This window comes from Bradyrhizobium sp. B097, assembly GCF_038957035.1.
Classification (GTDB): domain Bacteria; phylum Pseudomonadota; class Alphaproteobacteria; order Rhizobiales; family Xanthobacteraceae; genus Bradyrhizobium.
The window spans coordinates 3915707-3934451 of the sequence record NZ_CP152412.1 but is presented as its reverse complement, the minus strand read 5'-3'; the positions used below and the strand labels follow the sequence as shown (position 1 = coordinate 3934451).

At 63.3% G+C, this 18745-nt stretch carries 9 protein-coding genes; 1 reads left to right on the top strand and 8 read right to left on the bottom strand.

The window, feature by feature from the left end:
* Window positions 1-30: 30 nt before the first annotated feature.
* Genes fusA through rpsL form a run of 3 tightly spaced genes read right to left on the bottom strand, consistent with a single transcriptional unit; the run spans window position 31 to window position 2991 of the window.
* On the bottom strand, window positions 31-2103 hold the full coding sequence (fusA, locus tag AAFG07_RS18335; protein WP_212309667.1) for an elongation factor G: 2073 nt from the start codon (window positions 2101-2103) through the stop codon (window positions 31-33).
* Window positions 2104-2133: 30 nt separating this feature from the next.
* Window positions 2134-2604 (bottom strand): 30S ribosomal protein S7, encoded by a 471-nt coding sequence (gene rpsG, locus AAFG07_RS18330; protein ID WP_021081660.1) that lies wholly within the window; start codon window positions 2602-2604, stop codon window positions 2134-2136.
* 15 nt (window positions 2605-2619) lie between these two features.
* Window positions 2620-2991: a 30S ribosomal protein S12 gene (gene rpsL, locus AAFG07_RS18325; protein ID WP_028168167.1), complete on the bottom strand. Its 372-nt coding sequence runs from the start codon at window positions 2989-2991 to the stop codon at window positions 2620-2622.
* A gap of 700 nt (window positions 2992-3691) precedes the next feature.
* On the opposite strand from rpsL, the gene AAFG07_RS18320 reads away from it, so the two are divergent.
* The gene (locus AAFG07_RS18320) at window positions 3692-4900 is read left to right on the top strand and encodes an NAD(P)/FAD-dependent oxidoreductase (protein ID WP_342728490.1); all 1209 of its coding nucleotides are present in this window, start codon (window positions 3692-3694) and stop codon (window positions 4898-4900) included.
* Between the two features lie 111 nt (window positions 4901-5011).
* Here AAFG07_RS18320 and AAFG07_RS18315 read toward each other — a convergent pair whose 3' ends face one another.
* The 5 genes from AAFG07_RS18315 to rplL all read right to left on the bottom strand — a co-directional run bounded on the left by AAFG07_RS18315 (window position 5012) and on the right by rplL (window position 18724).
* Entirely contained in the window at window positions 5012-7072 is a 2061-nt protein-coding gene (locus AAFG07_RS18315) for an ABC transporter ATP-binding protein (RefSeq protein WP_342728489.1), read from the bottom strand.
* Between the two features lie 143 nt (window positions 7073-7215).
* On the bottom strand, window positions 7216-9276 hold the full coding sequence (locus AAFG07_RS18310; RefSeq protein WP_342728488.1) for an FAD-dependent oxidoreductase: 2061 nt from the start codon (window positions 9274-9276) through the stop codon (window positions 7216-7218).
* Window positions 9277-9457: 181 nt separating this feature from the next.
* A complete protein-coding gene (gene rpoC, locus AAFG07_RS18305) occupies window positions 9458-13660 on the bottom strand; it encodes a DNA-directed RNA polymerase subunit beta' (protein ID WP_342728487.1) in 4203 nt (1400 codons plus the stop codon).
* A gap of 127 nt (window positions 13661-13787) precedes the next feature.
* Window positions 13788-17906: a DNA-directed RNA polymerase subunit beta gene (gene rpoB / locus AAFG07_RS18300; protein WP_097675067.1), complete on the bottom strand. Its 4119-nt coding sequence runs from the start codon at window positions 17904-17906 to the stop codon at window positions 13788-13790.
* A 440-nt stretch (window positions 17907-18346) separates the two neighbouring features.
* Entirely contained in the window at window positions 18347-18724 is a 378-nt protein-coding gene (gene rplL, locus AAFG07_RS18295; RefSeq protein ID WP_092115002.1) for a 50S ribosomal protein L7/L12, read from the bottom strand.
* Between the last annotated feature and the right edge of the window lie 21 nt (window positions 18725-18745).

Here is an 18745-nt window from a genome sequence, read left to right as displayed (position 1 = left end):
GTTCAGTCGTTAGTTGCTAACCAACGACAATCAAGCAAACTTTTTCTGGACTTCAGCCGACACGTTCGCCGGTGCTTCGGCGTAGTGATCGAACTGCATTGTGAAGGTCGCGCGACCCTGGCTCATCGAGCGCAGGTTGTTCACGTAACCGAACATGTTCATGAGCGGCACCATCGCATTGATGACGTTGGCATTGCCGCGCATGTCTTGACCCTGGATCTGGCCGCGCCGGGAATTCAGGTCGCCGATGACCGAACCGGTGTAGTCTTCCGGGGTCACCACCTCGACCTTCATGATCGGCTCGAGCAGAACGGACTTGCCCTTCGTCAGCGCCTCGCGGAACGCGGCGCGCGACGCAATTTCGAAGGCCAGTGCCGACGAGTCGACGTCGTGATACTTGCCGTCGACCAGCTGCACCTTGACGTCCACCACCGGGAAGCCGGCAACGACGCCGGAGCCCATCACGCTGTTGAGGCCCTTTTCGACGCCGGGGATGTATTCCTTCGGCACCGCACCGCCGACGATCTTCGACTCGAACTCATAGCCCTTGCCGGGCTCGTTCGGCTCGACGACGATCGACACTTCGGCAAACTGACCGGTACCGCCGGTCTGCTTCTTGTGGGTGTACTTGACTTCGGCCTTCTTGGTCACGCGCTCACGGAACGCCACCTGCGGCGCGCCGATGTTGGCATCGACCTTGTAGGTGCGCTTGAGAATGTCGACCTTGATGTCGAGATGCAGTTCGCCCATGCCCTTGAGAATGGTCTGGCCGGACTCCTGGTCGGTCGACACACGGAACGACGGATCTTCCGCGGCGAGCTTGGCAAGCGCCACGCCGAGCTTTTCCTGGTCGGCCTTCGACTTCGGCTCGATCGCGATCTCGATCACCGGCTCCGGGAATTCCATCTTCTCAAGGATGACCGGCTTGTCGGGATCGCACAGCGTGTCACCGGTGCGCGCTTCCTTCAGGCCAGCCAGCGCGACGATGTCGCCGGCATAGGCTTCCTTGATGTCTTCGCGGTTGTTCGCATGCATCAGCAGCATGCGGCCGATACGCTCTTTCTTCTCGCGGGTCGAGTTCACCACGCCGGTGCCCGACTGCAGAACGCCGGAATAGATGCGGCAGAACGTGATGGTGCCGACGAACGGGTCGTCCATGATCTTGAACGCGAGCAGCGCCAGCGGCTCCTTGTCGTCCGCATGGCGCACGACTTCGTTGCCGTCATCGTCGATGCCCTTGATCGCGGGCACGTCGACCGGCGACGGCAGATAGTCGACGACGGCGTCGAGCAGCGGCTGAACGCCCTTGTTCTTGAACGCGGAGCCGCACAGCACCGGATAGAACGCACCGGTCAGCACGGCCTTGCGGATCAGGCGCTTGAGGGTCGCCTCGTCCGGCTCCTTGCCGTCGAGGAAGGCAGCCAAAGCGTCGTCGTCGAGCTCGACGGCGGCTTCCACCATCTTCTCGCGATATTCCTTGGCCTGCTCGACCATGTCTTCCGGGATGTCGACATAGTCGAACTTGGCGCCGAGCGATTCATCGTTCCAGACGATGCCCTTCATGACAACCAGGTCGACGAGACCCTTGAAGTTGTTCTCGGCACCGATCGGAAGCTGGATCGCGATCGGCTTGGCGCCGAGGCGGTCGACGATGTCGGACAGGCACTTGAAGAAGTCGGCACCGGTCTTGTCCATCTTGTTGGCGAAGACGATGCGCGGAACCTTGTACTTGTCGCCCTGGCGCCAGACGGTCTCGGTCTGCGGCTCGACGCCCTGGTTGGAGTCGAGAACGCAAACGGCGCCGTCGAGCACGCGCAGCGAACGCTCGACCTCAATGGTGAAGTCGACGTGGCCGGGGGTGTCGATGATGTTCAGGCGCTTGCCGTTCCAGAACGCGGTGGTCGCAGCCGAAGTGATCGTGATGCCACGCTCCTGCTCCTGCTCCATCCAGTCCATCGTCGCGGCACCTTCGTGCACTTCGCCGATCTTGTGGCTCTTGCCGGTGTAATACAGGATGCGCTCGGTGGTCGTGGTCTTGCCGGCATCGATATGCGCCATGATACCGAAGTTGCGGTAGTTCTCTATGGCATGAACGCGAGGCATAGGCTGTTCCTTAAATTCCGTGTTTCGCCGTTACCAGCGATAGTGCGAGAAGGCGCGGTTGGCTTCCGCCATCCGGTGCACATCTTCACGCTTCTTGACGGCGTTGCCGCGATTGTTCGAGGCGTCGAGCAGTTCCGCCGACAGACGCTCCGTCATGGTCTTCTCGTTGCGCTCACGGGCGGCCGAGATCAGCCAGCGGATGCCGAGCGCCTGACGGCGCACCGAGCGGACTTCCACCGGCACCTGGTAGGTCGCGCCGCCGACGCGGCGGGAACGGACCTCGATGGTCGGCATCACGTTCTCGAGCGCCTGCTCGAACACGCCGAGCGGGGGCTGCTTGGTCTTGGCCTCGATCATGCCGAGCGCACCGTAGACGATGTTTTCGGCGACCGACTTCTTCCCGGCGTACATCACCGAGTTCATGAACTTCGTAATGATGATGTTCCCGAACTTCGGATCCGGAAGAACTTCACGCTTCTCAGCAGAATGGCGACGCGACATCTGATCGTTTCCCGCTTACTTCGGACGCTTTGCGCCGTACTTCGAACGACGCTGCTTACGGTTCTTGACGCCCTGGGTATCCAGCACGCCACGGAGGATGTGGTAGCGCACGCCGGGCAAGTCCTTGACGCGGCCGCCGCGGATCATGACCACCGAGTGCTCCTGCAGGTTATGGCCTTCACCCGGGATGTAGCCGATCACCTCGAAGCCGTTGGTCAGGCGCACCTTCGCGACCTTACGAAGCGCCGAGTTCGGCTTCTTCGGGGTCGTGGTGTAGACGCGCGTGCACACGCCGCGCTTCTGCGGCGACTGCTGCAGCGCCGGCACCTTCTTGCGCGACTTCTGCACTTCACGTGGTTTTGCGATCAGCTGGTTGATCGTCGGCATGCAGCCTTCACCCTTTAGTTCGCGCGGAAACCTAGAATGGCTCCGCAAATTTCTTCTCAGGACTAGCCGTCCCGTACGGCCCGCTCGACACGGAACAAACACCCGCGCAAAGCGAAATCGCGCCAACCACTCATCACTGAGCGGAAAGCGCATCGACGCCACAGAGGACCGCGATTCCGAACCGTTCAGCGTTCGCTGTCCGGTCCGCCACCGAGGTCATGCATCCGAATTCACTCTCAAGAGGACGTGCTCAAGAGAACCAAAATCGTCCTGGCATTGCCTAGCTATCATCGACAGCGTTTGAGCGGCATTCGTCGAGGTTGGTGCCCGGCCGGCGCCTGAAAAAGGGCCTTGGGGTGTTCCGTTCCGACGCTGGCGTAGCTCACCGCCTGTCGTTAAGTGAGCGCCTTGTATAATCGAGAGATAGTGAAGTCAAGCAAAACGACAAGCAAAGAAACGCCTCTGGCGCTTGCAGATTTCGCATTTCGCAGCGCTCGCCGGGCGTCAAAATATGACAGCGTCTGCGACTCCCCTCGCCCGAATCCGAATCTCGGGCACGCCAACGGAATCATATTATATCCGGGTAAAATATGATTAGAAACAATTCTCCCCAACTTGGACCTGAAGGCGAATTTCGAAACTAAGCCTTTATTTGCCATTCGCAGCGCAAAAATTGCGGTCTACGGCCACGGAAAACGTCATGCGGTACACCGACATCGCGATCATCGGCGGAGGTCTTGCGGGCTCGACCGCGGCCGCCATGCTCGGCCGTGCCGGGATACCGAGCGTCCTGATCGACCCCCATCAGGTCTATCCGTTCGACTTCCGCGTCGAAAAGGTCGGTGGCGACCTGCAGCTCGCGCGATTCGCCCGCACCGGGATTGCCGAATCCGTGCTGCGTTCGGCGACGCTCGACGGCGAGAACTGGATCGCGCGATTCGGCCGTCTGCTCGACCGGCAGCCGAGCCGGCAATACGGCATCATGTACGACGCGCTGATCACTGCGATTCGGGCCGAGATCGCGGGGCCGGCGGAATTCATCCGCGACAAGGTCGTCAATGTCGCGACCAGCTCCGAGCGGCAGCGGCTGGTGCTTTCTGGCGGCGAGGAGATCTCGGCGCGCCTCGTGGTGCTCGCCAACGGCCTGAATGTCGGGCTGCGCCGGATGCTCGGCATCGAGCGGCTGGTGACCAGCTTCTGCCACTCGATCTCGATCGGCTTCGATTTCGTCCCCGTCGGCCGCCCCGCCTTCCCGTTCGCGGCCATGACCTACTTTTCGGAGCGGCCGAGCGACCGCATCCCTTACATCACGCTGTTTCCGGTCGGAAACCGGATGCGCGCCAACCTGTTCACCTACCGCCCGGCCGACGATCCGTGGCTGCGGGCGATGCGGCGCAATCCGGTCGAGACGCTGAACGCTGCGCTGCCGCGGCTGCGCCGGCTCACCGGTGAGTTCGACGTCGCCGGCGACATCAAGATCAGGCCCGCCGACGTCTATGTCAGCACCGGCTATCGGCAGGCCGGTGTCGTGCTGGTCGGCGACGCCTTCGCCAGCACCTGCCCCGTCACCGGCACCGGGACCGACAAGGTGTTCACCGACGTATCCCAGCTCTGCAATGTCCATATCCCGGCCTGGCTTGCGACCGACGGCATGGGCGAGGAGAAGATCACGGCGTTCTACGACGATCCGGTCAAGACGGAGTGCGACGCCTGGTCGAATGCCAAGGCATTCAACTTCCGCGAGGTGTCGATCGGCAGCGGGCCCTACTGGCAGGCCCAGCGCTGGGCGCGCTTCCTCGGCTATCTCGGCCGGGGCACGCTGCGCCGGCTGCACGGCCCGCAGGCAGCGTCAGCGACACGGTCCGCCAATCACTTCCGGCAACGTCCGCACGCCGCCGACCGGGCGTAAGGGCGTGGTCAGCAGGAGCGTTTTCGAGCGAAGTGGATACCGGTTCGCGTAAAGAAAGCGCGTCAAACAAGATTCCAGCGCCCGGCCATCGCCGGCGACACGGCGCGGGACTCACGCCTCGTCTTCGTCCTCATCTTCGTCGTCTTCATCATCGTCCGCGTCGTCGTCATCCTCGTCGTCCGCGTCGTGATGGACATGCCCCTGGTCGTCCCACAGCCTGCGGTAGACGCCATTCAGGGCCAGCAGTTCCTCATGCGAGCCGCGTTCGATCGCCCTGCCGCCGGAGATCACGATGATCTCGTCCATCTCGACCACCGAGGCCAGTCGGTGCGTCGACCAGATCATGGTGCGGCCCTCGGCCACCTTGAGCAGCGTGCGGTTGATCGCCGCCTCCGTGGTCTGGTCGAGCGCCGAGGTCGCCTCGTCGAGCAGCAGCACGGACGGGTTGCGGATGATCGCGCGCGCGATCGCTATGCGCTGGCGCTGGCCGCCGGACAAGGTGTCGCCGCGTTCGCCGACCGGCGTGTCGTAGCGCTGCGGCAGGCTCATGATGTAGCGATGGATCTCGGCCTTCCTGGCGGCGTCCTCGACCTCCGCGTCGGTGGCCCCTTCCTTGCCGAGCCGGATGTTCTCGCGGATCGACATGTTGAACAGCATGTTCTCCTGGAACACGACCGCCATGCTGGCCCGCAGCGACTCGCGCGTCACCCGGCGGATGTCGACGCCGTCGATGGCAACACGGCCCTCATCCGGCACGTAGAGCCGCAGGATCAGGTTGATCAGCGTGCTCTTGCCGGAGCCGCTGGGACCGACGATCGCAATGCTCTTGCCGGCATTGAGCTTGAGGCTGAGATTGTCGAGCACCGGCGTCTGCGCCCCCTCATACTGGAAGGTGACGCGGTCGAAGGAGATGTCGTTGGTGATGCGCGGCAGATCCGGCGCGCCGGGACGGTCGGCGCCGCGGGTCGGCTCGTCGAGCAGCTCCTGGATATGCCGCACTGCCGCCGCCGACTGGATCGACACCGGGATGAAATGCATGAGATGGGCGATGTTGTACGACACCTCCCAGAATGCGCTCTCGAAGGTCACGAAGGTGCCGACCGTGATCTGCCCCTTGGTGGCGAGATAGGCGCCGATCGCCAGCACCACGAGGTGAAGCAGCAGCACCGCGATGGTGACGGTGCGCTCCACCATTGTCGACAGGAACATGGCTGACGCGGCCTTGGCGCGGACGTCGCGGTTGCGCAGCGTGAACCAGCCGAGCGCCCGGCGCTGCAGGTTGAACGCCTTGACCACCGCCTGGGCCGCGACGTTCTCCTGCACCATGCCGAGCAGCGCGGCTTCGTTCTGCTTCTGCTCGTAATTGGCCAGCACCGCCTTCGGCGTCAGGATGCGCGGCCCGATCAGCGTGATCGGAAACACCAGCAAGGCGACCACGGCAAGCTGCCAGTTCAGGAACAGCATCAGGATGATGCCGGCGATCAGCTCGAGGCCCGGCAGCGCCGCGCTGTTGGCGAAGGTCTTGACCGAGCCCTCGAAGGCCGACAGATCGATCGAGAAACGCGACAGGATCTCGCCGCGCTTGGTGCGGGCGAAATAGGCTGACGGCAGGTTCTGGACGTGGTCGAAGATGCGGGTCCGGACGTCGGCGATGATGCCCGCGCCGAGCCGCGCATCCCAGCGCTCGTACCAGACCGCGATGATCGAGGTGACGATGCCGGCGATCGCGAGCACGCCGAGGATCTTGTAAAGGGCCTGGAAATCCTCCTCGCCGAGCGCGTCGTCGATCAGGAATTTCAGGCTGAGCGGCATGATGACGTTGAACAACGTCTCGACCAGCACGCCGATCGCGACGAAGGCGAGCGGCTTCTTGTAGTTGGTCAGGATCGGCTTGACGAAGCTGAAGATCGTAGAGAGCGCGCCGGCGGCTTCCCTGGCGGTGAAGACGACGAGGTCCTCGTCATCATCGTCGTCGAGCTCGAACTCGTCGTCCTCGTCCTCATCATCGTCGTCATCGGCCGGCGCGGCAGCGGGCTTGGCGGAGGCCGGCTTGGCGGAGGCGGTTGCCGCAGGCGGACCGGCCGCGGCCGCGGCCGCAGACTTTTTCTTCAGCTCGGGATCGTCGGCGGCCGATCGATTCGGATCGTCTGATGCAGGAGGTCTTGGCGCCATGAAACCAACCGATGCTCCACGGCCGGCATGACCGCAAATCGAAACCGCAGCGGCGAATGCTGCCGGTACAATCCTATGCGATCACAATGAATTCGGCAAAGCGTTTGGAACGGCGCGGTGCGCGGCCCCGCGAGCCGGTGCCGCTAGTCGTCGTGATCCGCCTCGACCTTGTCGAAGAAGGAGTAGCGCAGGCTGTCGGAGTCGGCGTACCACTGGCCCGGCCCCTTGTTGGCGGCAAGCGTCAACGTCCACAGCGCATCGGTGCAGTCGCGGCGGTGCATCGACAGGTCGAAGCCGTTGCCGAAGAACAATTCCGACCATTCCCACCAGGTGCCGAGCTTCTTCACGCCGCGCAGCAGGTCGTAGCGATCGATCACGGCCGGCGCCATGTCCGAGGTCACCGACGCGAACACGACGCCGGTCTTGACCACGCGGTTGAGCTCGCGCACCCCGCGCACGACCTGCTTCTCGCCGAGATGGCACAGCGAGGTCTCGAACACGAAGTCGAACTCATTGTCCTTGAACGGCATGTCGGCGATCGAGCCGAGTTTGTTGTACTTCTTGAGCGCCTTCGGCGTCTTGCCGTGGATGTAGCGGTTGTTCTCGATGCCCCAGGCATCGATGCCCCGCTCGCGCAGCGCGCCGACCAGCTCGCCGCTGGCGGAGCCGGCGATCAGCAGCTTGTAGCCCTTCGCCCTGCCCCACACCGTCTTGATGAGGTCGGTCAGATAGGCCGGCTCGGTGAAGTTGCGCCAGACCTCGCTGTAGGGACCGGCGCCGCGATAATTCTCGAAATAGTTGCGGTCGATCTTGTCGGACAGCGCGCCTTCGTCCTGCGCACGGGCGCGGCGCAGCCGCATCATCTCGGTGACGATGATGTCGGTCGCGGCATCGGAGGAATCGAGCAGCCCGTTCAGCGTCGAATCGAACAGATAGTCGCCGACCACCACGATGCCGGGGTGCTGCTTCGGATCTGGGCGGTGGTTGGTCATGACGTCGCGCACCGGCAGGCCGCCCGGCAGCGCGTTGACCGACGACAGCCAGCGATGGGTCTTGCCCTCGAGGAAATGCGCACGGGCATCGCCGAGCGAGGCCGGCAGCGACTTCAGCGCGGCGTCGATCAGTTCCTCGTCGCTGAGATTGGCGAAGGCGAGCGCGTCGGAGCCGGCGATCAGCCAGTTCAGCACGCCGTGCTTGCCGACATCGTGGCGCGCGCCCTCATTGTAGACGCAGCAGCCGCCGAACGCTTCCGACATGAACCAGGCGCCCGGGATCTTCTCACCCCAGAACGGCTCGTCGAACAGGATCGAGACGCGCAGGTAGTGCGCCGGACGATCGAAATAGGCGACGTGCTTGACCATCGACTTGCGCAGCTGCTCGCCGTCCCAGCGCATGGTCGCGAGCCAGGAATGCGGCAGGCAGACCAGCACCAGATCGAAGTCGCGCGTCTCCGGCCCCTTGCCGTTCATCATGTTGAGCTGGTAGCGGCCGCTTGCGGTCTTGCCGACCTTGAGGACGCGATGGTTGAGCTGGATGTCGGCGCTGACCTCCGAGCGCAGGCAATCGATCAGCTGCTCGTTGCCGTTCTGGATCGAATACAGGCCGATATAGCCGTCGACGTCCATGACGTAGTTCTTCAGCGCGTTGAGGCCGTTGGTGTTGTGGCTCTCGGTCGCGAGGTCGGAGCGCGCCATCACCTTGAAGAACCGCTTGGCGGTCACGTCCTCGACCTCTTCGTCGAGGATCTGCTCGGCGGTCTTGTAGGCCCACGGATGTTCGTTGTCGTGGGCGCCGACGCCCTCGTAATACTCGATCGGCGACACCAGCTCGCTACAGCGCTTGCGGAACGCCTCGATCGCGGCCGCGGTCTTGGCGCCGTATTTGCGGCGCATGCCGGGAACGTCGGCCAGCAGTTCGCCGTCGAGCTGCACCTGCTCGGCATCCATCGGGATCGTCTGCAGGCCGAAATGCTGGATCAGCTCGCGCAGCGGGTCGGGTCCCGTCATCGAGTAATCGTAGATCTCGGCGACGCCGGCCTCGTACATCGCGGGCGCGCTGTCGAATTTGCGCGTGACAATCTTGCCCCCGAGACGGTTCGACGCCTCGAAGATGGTGATGCGGCAGAGGTCGCCGAGTTTGCGCTTCAGATACCAGGCGCTCATCAGCCCCCCGGGGCCGCCGCCTACAATCGCCAAGTCGAGCATATCGATTCCGTCGTCTCCGGCACGAGCCAAACAGCCGGTCTAAGTCACCCTAGCAAAGGCACTTTTTTGCCTGAAGGGAAGATGAACAAACTGCGTCCCTGCACCGCAGCAAGGCAAGAAAGCAACAAAAAGGCCGGCAGAACGCCGGCCTTCTCGCTGACTACCGTAGTCTTGCGGATGCCTATTCCGCGGGCGGCAGCGCCAGCGGCTCCGCTTCCGGAGCCGTCGGCACGATCGCCGCCTGCTGCTTCTCGCGCTCGTCGAGGATCAGCTTGTCGCGCTTGACCGCAACTTCGCGAATCCGCGCCATCGAGGCGCCGGTGCCGGCCGGGATCAGGCGGCCGACAATGACGTTCTCCTTGAGGCCTTCGAGCGGGTCCACCTTGCCGTTGACGGCAGCTTCGGTGAGCACGCGCGTGGTCTCCTGGAACGACGCCGCCGAGAAGAAGGAGCGGGTCTGCAAGCTCGCCTTGGTGATGCCGAGCAGAACCGGCGTCCCCGTGGCGGGCTTCTTGCCCTCCTCCTTGGCCTTGGTGTTGAGCGCGTCGAACTCGATCTTGTCGACCTGCTCGCCCGAGATCATGTCGGTGTCGCCCTGATCGGTGACTTCGACCTTCTGCAGCATCTGACGGACAATCACCTCGATGTGCTTGTCGTTGATGAGCACGCCCTGCAACCGGTAGACCTCCTGGATTTCGTTGACCAGATAGGCAGCGAGTTCCTCGATGCCCTTGATCGCCAGGATGTCGTGCGGCGCCGGATTGCCTTCGACGATGAAATCGCCCTTTTCGACGATGTCGCCGTCCTGAAGGTGGATGTGCTTGCCCTTCGGGATCAGGTACTCGCGCGGCTCCTCGGTCTTGTCCATCGGCTCGATCGAGATGCGGCGCTTGTTCTTGTAGTCGCGGCCGAAGCGGATCGTTCCCGCGGTCTCCGCGATGATCGCCGCATCCTTCGGCTTGCGAGCCTCGAACAGTTCCGCCACCCGCGGCAGACCGCCGGTGATGTCACGCGTCTTGGCGCTCTCGGTCGAGATACGCGCCAGGATGTCGCCCGGCATCACCTTCGCGCCGGTGTCGACCGACAGAATGGCGTCGACCGACAGCATGTAGCGGGCATCGCCGCCACGCGCGAGCTTCATGACCTTGCCGTCCTTGCCCTTGACCACGATGGCCGGACGCAGGTCCGAACCGCCGCGCGTCGTGCGCCAGTCGATGACCACACGCTTGGCGATACCGGTCGACTCGTCGAGCGTTTCCGAGATCGACTGGCCTTCGACCAGATCCTCGAAACCGATCGTGCCCTCGACTTCGGTGAGCACCGGGCGGGTATAGGGATCCCACTCCGCGATGCGCTGGCCGCGCTTGACCATGTCGCCTTCGTCGACGTGCATCTTCGAACCGTACTGAATACGGTGGGTTGCACGCTCGGTACCGTCGGCATCGACGATCGCAACGACCATGTTGCGCACCATCGCGACCAGGTTGCCTTCGCTGTTGCGGGCGATCGCCTTGTTCCTGATCACGATCTTGCCGTCGAAGTTCGATTCGACGAACGACTGCTCGTTGAGCTGGGCGGCGCCGCCGATGTGGAACGTGCGCATCGTCAGCTGCGTGCCGGGTTCACCGATCGACTGCGCCGCGATGACGCCAACGGCCTCACCGTGGTTGACCGGAGTGCCGCGGGCCAGATCGCGGCCGTAGCACTTGGCGCAGATGCCGTTGATCAGCTCGCAGGTCAGCGCCGAGCGGATCTTCACTTCCTGGATGCCGGCCTGCTGGATCGCGTCGACATGGGTCTCCTCCATCAACGTGTCGCGCTTGACGACAATCTCGTTGGTGGCGGGATCGCGCACGTCATCGCAGGCCGTACGGCCCAGGATGCGCGAACCGAGCGAGGCAACGACCGTGCCGGCATCGACGATGGCGCGCATCTTGATGCCGAGCTTGGTGCCGCAATCGGTCTGCGTGATGATGCAGTCCTGCGCGACGTCGACCAGACGGCGGGTCAGGTAGCCGGAGTTCGCGGTCTTCAACGCGGTGTCCGCGAGGCCCTTGCGGGCGCCGTGGGTCGAGTTGAAGTACTCGAGCACCGACAGACCTTCCTTGAAGTTGGAAATGATCGGCGTCTCGATGATCTCGCCCGACGGCTTGGCCATCAGGCCGCGCATGCCGGCGAGCTGGCGCATCTGCGCCGGCGAACCACGCGCACCGGAGTGTGCCATCATGTAGATGGAGTTCACTTCGGCCTCCGCTCCGCTCGCCGTCTTCTTGACGGACGAGATCTCCTTCATCATCGCCTTGGCGACTTCTTCACCGGCCTTCGACCAGGCATCGACGACCTTGTTGTACTTCTCGCCGTGGGTGATCAGACCGTCATTGTACTGCTGCTCGAAATCCTTCGCCAGCGTACGGGTCGCGTCGACGATCTTCCACTTCGACGCCGGCACGACCATGTCGTCCTTGCCGAACGAGATGCCCGCCTTGAAGGCGTTGTAGAAGCCGAGCGCCATGATGCGATCGCAGAAGATCACCGTCTCCTTCTGACCGCAGTGACGGTAGACCTGGTCGATCACGCCGGAGATCTCGCGCTTGGTCATCAGCTTGTTGATGATGTCGTACGAGATCTTGGTGCTCTTCGGCAGCAGGTTGCCGAGCATGACGCGGCCGGCGGTGGTTTCGATCCACCGCTTGGACATCTTGCCTTCCTCGTCGAGGCCTTCCCACCGGTACTTGATCTTGGTGTGGAGGTGGATGACCTTCGAATGCAGGGCGTGCTCGAGCTCGGCCATGTCGCCGAAGATCTTGCCCTCGCCGGGCAGGCCTTCGCGCATGATCGAGACGTAGTAGAGGCCGAGCACGATGTCCTGAGACGGCACGATGATCGGCTGGCCGTTCGCCGGATGCAGGATGTTGTTGGTCGACATCATCAGGACGCGCGCTTCCAGCTGCGCTTCGAGCGACAGCGGAACGTGCACGGCCATCTGGTCGCCGTCGAAGTCGGCGTTGAAGGCGGCGCAGACCAACGGATGCAGCTGGATCGCCTTGCCTTCGATCAGCACCGGCTCGAACGCCTGGATGCCCAACCTGTGCAGCGTCGGCGCGCGGTTGAGCAGCACCGGATGCTCGCGGATCACCTCATCGAGGATATCCCAGACCTCCGGACGCTCCTTCTCGACCAGCTTCTTGGCCTGCTTCACCGTGGTGGACAGACCCTTGGCGTCGAGCCGCGAGTAGATGAACGGCTTGAACAGCTCGAGCGCCATCTTCTTCGGCAGGCCGCACTGATGCAGACGCAGCTCGGGACCGACCACGATCACCGAACGGCCCGAATAGTCGACGCGCTTGCCGAGCAGGTTCTGACGGAACCGGCCCTGCTTGCCCTTCAGCATGTCGGCGAGCGACTTCAGCGGGCGCTTGTTGGCGCCGGTGATGACGCGGCCGCGGCGGCCGTTGTCGAACAGTGCGTCGACGGCCTCCTGCAGCATGCGCTTCTCGTTGCGGATGATGATGTCGGGCGCACGCAGCTCCATCAGCCGCTTCAGGCGGTTGTTGCGGTTGATGACGCGGCGATACAGGTCGTTGAGGTCGGAGGTCGCGAACCGGCCGCCGTCGAGCGGCACCAGCGGACGCAGGTCCGGCGGAATCACCGGCACGACCGTCATGATCATCCATTCCGGCTTGTTGCCGGAGACGCGGAAAGCCTCGACGATCTTCAGACGCTTGGCGAGCTTCTTGTGCTTGATGTCGGAGTCGGTCTCCGCCATGTCGGCACGCAGCGTCGCCTCGAGCTTCTCGAGCTCGAGCCCCTTGAGCAGCTCGCGGATCGCCTCCGCGCCGATCATGGCGGTGAAGGAATCCTGGCCGTACTCGTCTTGCGCCTTCAGATACTCGTCTTCCGACAGCAGCTGACGGTCCTTCAGCGCGGTCAGCCCCGGCTCGAGAACGACGTAGTATTCAAAATAGAGGATCCGTTCGAGATCCTTCAGCGTCATGTCGAGCAGCAAGCCGATGCGCGACGGTAGCGACTTCAGGAACCAGATGTGGGCGACCGGCGCCGCCAGCTCGATATGGCCCATGCGCTCGCGCCGGACGCGCGACAGCGTCACTTCGACCGAGCACTTCTCGCAGATGATGCCCTTGTACTTCATCCGCTTGTACTTGCCGCACAAGCACTCGTAGTCCTTGATCGGCCCGAAGATGCGCGCGCAGAACAGGCCGTCACGCTCCGGCTTGAAGGTGCGGTAGTTGATGGTCTCCGGCTTCTTGATCTCGCCGTACGACCAGGACAGAATCTTCTCCGGAGACGCGATCGAAATCCGGATCTGGTCGAAGACCTGAGCCGGCGTCGTCGGATTGAAAAGATTCATAATCTCTTGATTCATGGTCTTCTCCTCGCGTGCCGATCGTCACCGGCAGCAAATTCGAAACTTTTATTCAACGCGCGCCCCACTCAACGTCCGAGCGGAGCGCGAAGGCCCGGCGCTTTCGCGCCGGGCGTAAATCATCGCGTTACTCGGCCGCTTCCGACGTCGACGCCGGTCCCACCTTGGAATTGTGCAGGTCGACGTTGAGGCCGAGCGAGCGCATTTCCTTGACCAGCACGTTGAACGATTCCGGAATACCGGCCTCGAAGGTGTCGTCGCCGCGCACGATCGCCTCGTACACCTTGGTACGGCCGGCGACGTCGTCCGACTTCACGGTCAGCATTTCCTGCAGCGTGTAGGCGGCGCCATAGGCTTCCAGCGCCCAGACCTCCATTTCGCCGAAGCGCTGGCCGCCGAACTGCGCCTTGCCGCCCAGCGGCTGCTGGGTGACGAGCGAGTACGGACCGATCGAACGCGCGTGGATCTTGTCGTCCACGAGATGGTGCAGCTTGAGCATGTAGATGTAGCCCATCGTCACCTTGCGATCGAACTGGTCGCCGGTGCGGCCGTCATAGACGGTCGACTGGCCGGAGGCGTCGAAGCCCGCGAGCTTCAGCATCTCCTCGATGTCGGCTTCCTTGGCGCCGTCGAACACCGGCGTTGCGATCGGCACGCCGTGGCTCAGATTGCGGCCGAGTTCGACCAGCTCGTTGTCGTTCAGCGACTTGATGGTTTCATCCTCGCCATAGATCTTCTTCAGGGTCTCGCGCAGCGGCTTGAGATCCTGCTTCTGATAATAGGCGTCGATGGTCTGACCGATGCGCTTGCCGAGGCCGGCGCAGGCCCAACCGAGATGGGTCTCAAGGATCTGACCGACGTTCATGCGCGACGGCACACCGAGCGGATTGAGCACGATGTCGGCGTGCGTACCGTCCTCGAGGAACGGCATGTCCTCGATCGGCACGATCTTCGACACCACGCCCTTGTTGCCGTGACGGCCGGCCATCTTGTCGCCGGGCTGGATCTTGCGCTTCACCGCGACGAAGACCTTGACCATCTTCATCACGCCGGGCGGCAGCTCGTCGCCACGCTGCAGCTTCTCGACCTTGTCGAGGAAGCGCTGCTCGAGGCCCTTCTTCGACTCGTCGTACTGCTTCCGCATGGCCTCGATCTCGGCCATCAGCTTGTCGTTCGGCGAGGCGAACAACCACCACTGCGACTTCGGATACTCGTCGAGCACCGCACGGGTGATCTTGGTATCCTTCTTGAAGCCCTTCGGGCCGGCGATGCCCTGGCGGTTCTCCAGCAGCTCGGCGAGGCGGTTGTAGACGTTGCGGTCCAGAATCGCCTGCTCGTCGTCGCGGTCCTTGGCCAGACGCTCGATCTCTTCCCGTTCGATCGCCAGCGCACGCTCGTCCTTGTCCACGCCGTGGCGGTTGAACACGCGGACTTCCACGATGGTGCCCTGCACGCCCGGAGGCACGCGCAGCGAGGTATCGCGGACGTCGGAGGCCTTCTCGCCGAAGATGGCGCGGAGCAGCTTCTCTTCCGGCGTCATCGGGCTCTCGCCCTTCGGCGTGATCTTGCCGACCAGGATGTCGCCGGCGCGGACTTCCGCGCCGATGTAGACGATACCGGCTTCGTCGAGGTTCTTCAGCGCTTCTTCCGAAACGTTCGGAATGTCGCGGGTGATTTCCTCAGGACCAAGCTTGGTATCGCGGGCCATCACCTCGAACTCCTCGATATGGATCGAGGTGAAGACGTCGTCCTTCACGATCCGCTCGGAGAGCAGGATCGAGTCTTCGAAGTTGTAGCCGTTCCACGGCATGAACGCGACCAGCACGTTGCGGCCGAGCGCGAGCTCGCCGAGATCGGTCGACGGACCGTCAGCGATGATGTCGCCCTTCTTGACGATGTCGCCGACCTTCACCAGCGGACGTTGGTTGATGCAGGTCGACTGGTTCGAGCGCTGGTACTTCATCAGCCGGTAGATATCGACGCCCGACTTGGTCGGATCGAGATCCTCGGTGGCGCGGATCACGACGCGGGTGGCGTCGATCTGGTCGATCACGCCCGAGCGGCGCGCGGCAATCGCCGCGCCCGAGTCACGGGCGACCACGCCTTCCATGCCGGTGCCGACGAACGGCGCCTCGGCGCGAACCAGCGGCACCGCCTGGCGCTGCATGTTCGAGCCCATCAGCGCGCGGTTGGCGTCGTCGTTCTCGAGGAACGGGATCAGGGCCGCTGCGACCGAAACCAGCTGCTTCGGCGACACGTCCATGTAGTCGACCTTGTCCGGCGTCACCGGCAGCACTTCGCCGGCATGACGGCAGACCACGAGGTCGTCGGTGAAGCGGCCCTTGGCATCGAGCGGCACGTTGGCCTGCGCGACGCGGTAGCGGCCCTCTTCCATCGCCGACAGATAGACCACCTCGTCGGTGACCCGGCCGTCCTTGATCTTGCGATAGGGCGTCTCGACGAAGCCGTACTTGTTCACGCGCGCGAACGTCGCCAGCGAGTTGATCAGGCCGATGTTCGGACCTTCCGGCGTTTCGATCGGGCAGATACGGCCGTAATGCGTCGGATGCACGTCGCGGACTTCGAAGCCGGCACGCTCGCGGGTCAGACCGCCCGGGCCAAGCGCCGACAGGCGCCGCTTGTGGGTGATCTCCGACAGCGGGTTGGTCTGGTCCATGAACTGCGACAGCTGCGAGGAACCGAAGAACTCGCGCACCGCGGCGGCCGCGGGCTTGGCGTTGATCAGGTCCTGCGGCATCACGGTGTCGATATCGACGCTCGACATGCGCTCCTTGATGGCGCGCTCCATGCGGAGCAGGCCGATCCGGTACTGGTTCTCCATGAGCTCGCCGACCGAACGCACCCGGCGGTTGCCGAGGTGGTCGATGTCGTCGATCTCGCCCTTGCCGTCGCGCAGGTCGACCAGCGTCTTGATGACCGCCAGGATGTCTTCCTTGCGCAGCGTGCGATGGGTATCGGGCGCATCGAGCTCGAGGCGCATGTTCATCTTGACGCGGCCGACCGCGGAGAGGTCGTAGCGCTCGGCATCGAAGAACAGCGACTGGAACATCGCCTGCGCCGAATCCAGCGTCGGCGGCTCGCCCGGACGCATCACGCGGTAGATGTCGAACAGCGCGTCCTCACGCGTCATGTTCTTGTCGGCCGAGAGCGTGTTGCGGATGTAGGCGCCGACATTGACGTGGTCGATGTCAAGCAGCGGCAGGTCCTTGTAGCCCTGCTCGTTCAGCACCTTGAGCGACTTCTCGGTGATCTCCTCGCCGGCTTCGGCGTAGATCTCACCGGTCTTCGGGTTGACGAGATCCTCGGCGAGATAGTTGCCGACGAGCTCCTCGTCCGACATCCGCAGCGCCTTGAGGCCCTTTTCCTGCATCTGGCGCGCGCTGCGCACGGTCAGCTTCTTGCCGGCCTCGAGCACCACCTTGCCGGTGTCGGCGTCGATCAGGTCGTTGATGGTGCTGTAGCCGCGGAAGCGGTTGGCATCGAACGGCACGCGCCATCCGTCCTTGGTCCGCTTGTAGGTGATCTTCTTGTAGAAGGTCGACAGGATCTGCTCGCCGTCGAGACCGAGCGCGTACATCAGCGAGGTCACGGGCAGCTTGCGGCGGCGGTCGATGCGCGCGAACACGATGTCCTTGGCGTCGAACTCGATGTCGAGCCAGGAACCGCGATACGGAATCACGCGCGCGGCAAACAAGAGCTTGCCGGACGAATGGGTCTTGCCCTTGTCGTGGTCGAAGAACACGCCGGGCGAACGGTGCATCTGCGAGACGATGACGCGCTCGGTGCCGTTGACGACGAAGGTGCCGTTCATCGTCATGAGCGGGATATCGCCCATGTAGACGTCCTGCTCCTTGATGTCCTTCACCGACTTGGCGCCGGTTTCCTCGTCGATATCGAACACGATGAGGCGCAGCGTCACCTTGAGCGGCGCAGCGAAGGTCATGCCGCGCTGGCGGCACTCGTCGACGTCATACTTCGGCTGTTCGAACTCGTAGCGGACGAATTCGAGCATCGAGGTGCCGGAGAAGTCCGAGATCGGAAATACCGAGCGGAATACTGCCTGCAGGCCCTCGTCGAGGCGACCGCCGGCCGGCTCGTCAACCATCAGGAACTGGTCGTAGGATGCCTTCTGAACCTCGATGAGGTTCGGCATCTCGGCGACTTCCTTGATGTGACCGAAAAACTTGCGTACGCGTTTGCGACCGGTGAATGTCTGCTGCGCCATCGTGGCCTCTCATTTTCGTCGCCTTTGTGGGGCGAACCTTCCGGGACGCGATTGCCATCGCCCCCGGGTTGAATTTCGAATCGTCCCGAAGGAACGAAGCGCAAAGTCAGGAATTAAATCCCCGGCCCGGCCCCATCACCTCCAAAACGCAAAACGACGCGCGAGGCGCATCACTGCACCCGCTCGTCCAAACGCTCCGCTTTACGGACTGAAAAAGCCCGAAATCTGACTGTCTCCCAACGGCTTCCGCCGGGTGCCCTGCCGCCCCCGCCGCCTACCGTGTTTTTCCGCTGCCAACCCGATATGGGATGGCAATAAAGGAGATTCGAGGGTTAAGTCCACGGATCCCCACACTTTCTTGTGTCCGGCGCGCCACGCGACAACCTGTCGCACGCCATTTGCAGGCCCGGGAGCGCCCTGCGGCGCTCCCGGATCGCGCATTACTTGAGCTCGACCTTGGCGCCAGCCTTCTCGAGCTGGGCCTTGATCTTCTCGGCTTCGTCCTTGTTGACGCCTTCCTTGACGGGCTTCGGAGCGCCTTCGACGAGGTCCTTGGCTTCCTTCAGGCCCAGGCCGGTGATGGCGCGGACTTCCTTGATGACTTCGATCTTCTTGTCGCCGGCGGCAGCCAGCACGACGGTGAAGTCGGTCTTCTCTTCAGCCGGAGCAGCGGCAGCGCCGCCACCAGCCGGGCCGGCAACCGCGACGGCGGCAGCGGCGGAGACGCCCCACTTTTCTTCGAGGAGCTTGGCGAGTTCGGCGGCTTCGAGCACGGTGAGGCTCGAGAGGTCGTCGACGATTTTCTGCAAGTCAGCCATTGATCTGTTTCCTTAAACGTT

Bases quoted from the DNA above. Each gene is read 5' to 3' on its own strand.
- rpoB (WP_097675067.1), bottom strand. From the start codon at position 17,906: ATGGCGCAGCAGACATTCACCGGTCGCAAACGCGTACGCAAGTTTTTC.
- rpoC (WP_342728487.1), bottom strand. From the start codon at position 13,660: ATGAATCAAGAGATTATGAATCTTTTCAATCCGACGACGCCGGCTCAG.
- rpsL (WP_028168167.1), bottom strand. From the start codon at position 2,991: ATGCCGACGATCAACCAGCTGATCGCAAAACCACGTGAAGTGCAGAAG.
- AAFG07_RS18315 (WP_342728489.1), bottom strand. From the start codon at position 7,072: ATGGCGCCAAGACCTCCTGCATCAGACGATCCGAATCGATCGGCCGCC.
- rplL (WP_092115002.1), bottom strand. From the start codon at position 18,724: ATGGCTGACTTGCAGAAAATCGTCGACGACCTCTCGAGCCTCACCGTG.
- AAFG07_RS18310 (WP_342728488.1), bottom strand. From the start codon at position 9,276: ATGCTCGACTTGGCGATTGTAGGCGGCGGCCCCGGGGGGCTGATGAGC.
- fusA (WP_212309667.1), bottom strand. From the start codon at position 2,103: ATGCCTCGCGTTCATGCCATAGAGAACTACCGCAACTTCGGTATCATG.
- AAFG07_RS18320 (WP_342728490.1), top strand. From the start codon at position 3,692: ATGCGGTACACCGACATCGCGATCATCGGCGGAGGTCTTGCGGGCTCG.
- rpsG (WP_021081660.1), bottom strand. From the start codon at position 2,604: ATGTCGCGTCGCCATTCTGCTGAGAAGCGTGAAGTTCTTCCGGATCCG.